The sequence below is a fragment of the Nonomuraea antri genome (genome assembly GCF_013283785.1).
GTDB lineage: Bacteria > Actinomycetota > Actinomycetes > Streptosporangiales > Streptosporangiaceae > Nonomuraea > Nonomuraea antri.
In genome coordinates this window covers 1-1,269 of record NZ_JABCPZ010000543.1, presented here as the reverse complement: position 1 = coordinate 1,269, position 1,269 = coordinate 1, and the positions used below count along the sequence as shown (strand labels likewise).

The window sequence follows — 1,269 nt, the reverse complement described above, 5'->3', positions numbered from 1 at the left end:
CGCCCGATCCTCCGGCACCGCGCCCAGCACCGCCGAGCCCAGCGGCATGGTCAGCGCCGAGCCCACCCCGATGGCGCAGACGGCGGGCAGCAGCCGCGTCCAGCCGTCGCCTGGCTCCAGGAACGCCGCCACCGCCATCCCGGCCGCGACCAGCGTGAGCCCGAGCGCCACCGTGTGCCCCGCGCCCAGCCGCCGCTCCAGCATCGGGACCAGCGGCGTCACCACCACGACCAGCAGCGCCAGCGGCACGAACGCCACGCCCGAGCCCGTCGGCGAGAACCCGAGCACGTCCTGCAGGAAGATCGCGGTGTAGAAGAAGACGCCGTTCACGCCCAGGCCCCAGAGCACCTGGGCGAGCACGCCGCCGGTGAAGGCCCTGGCGCGGAAGAGCCGCAGGTCCACCATCGGCTCTGCGGCCCGCCGCTCGACCGCCAGGAACGCCGCCCCACCGGCCAGGCACGCCAGGCCCGCCGCCACGACCTGGGGCGACGTCCAGCCGTGCGCGCCGCCGTGGATCAGCGCGTACGTCCCCGCGCCCAGGAACACCCCGGAGGCCGCCAGGCCGGGCACGTCCACCGATCGGCGTTCCACCGGGCCGCCCGGCGGGACGGCCACGGCGGCGAGCGCGATCACCGCCGCGCCCATCGGCACGTTGACCAGGAACACCCAGCTCCAGTGCCAGTGCTGGCTGAGGTACCCGCCCACGACCGGCCCGAGCGCCAGCGCCCCGGCCCCGGACGCCATCCACACCGCCACGCCCTGCGACCGCTGCCGCTCCTCCCGCCCGGCCAGTACGGCCAGCGTCGCGGGCAGGACCAGCGCCGCGCCCACCCCCTGCGCCAGCCGGGCGGCCACCAGCGCCTGGATCGACCCGGCCAGCCCGGCGCCCAGCGAGGCGACGGTGAAGAGGAACAACCCGGCCTGCAGCACCCGGCGGTGCCCGTACACGTCGGCCAGGCGGCCGCCGGCCGGCATGAGCCCGGCGAAGGTCAGGATGTAGCCGGTCGCCACCCACTCCAGCGCGGCCAGCCCGGCGCCCAGGTCGCGCCCGATGCTGGGGGCGGCCACGGTGACGACCGTGTTGTCCAGCGTGGTGACGAACCCGGCCAGGCCCACCACCAGGAACAACAGCACCGGCCTTGCGGTGCGGACGGCCGGCGCGGACGTCACGCTCACGTGTCCACCTCCACCCAGCTCCAGCCGGGGCCGTCCGGGTCGGCCCGCACGACCCTGGTACGGCCTGCGGTCAACTTGACCCAGCCCACCCGC

Annotated in this window: 1 protein-coding gene; it reads right to left on the bottom strand. The window is 76.4% G+C overall.

What is annotated here, in order from left to right; genetic code table 11:
- Window positions 1-1,176, bottom strand: a 1,176-nt coding sequence (locus HII36_RS55230) for an MFS transporter (RefSeq protein ID WP_328808334.1), incomplete at its 3' end; no start/stop codon positions are given.
- Window positions 1,177-1,269 lie beyond the last annotated feature (93 nt).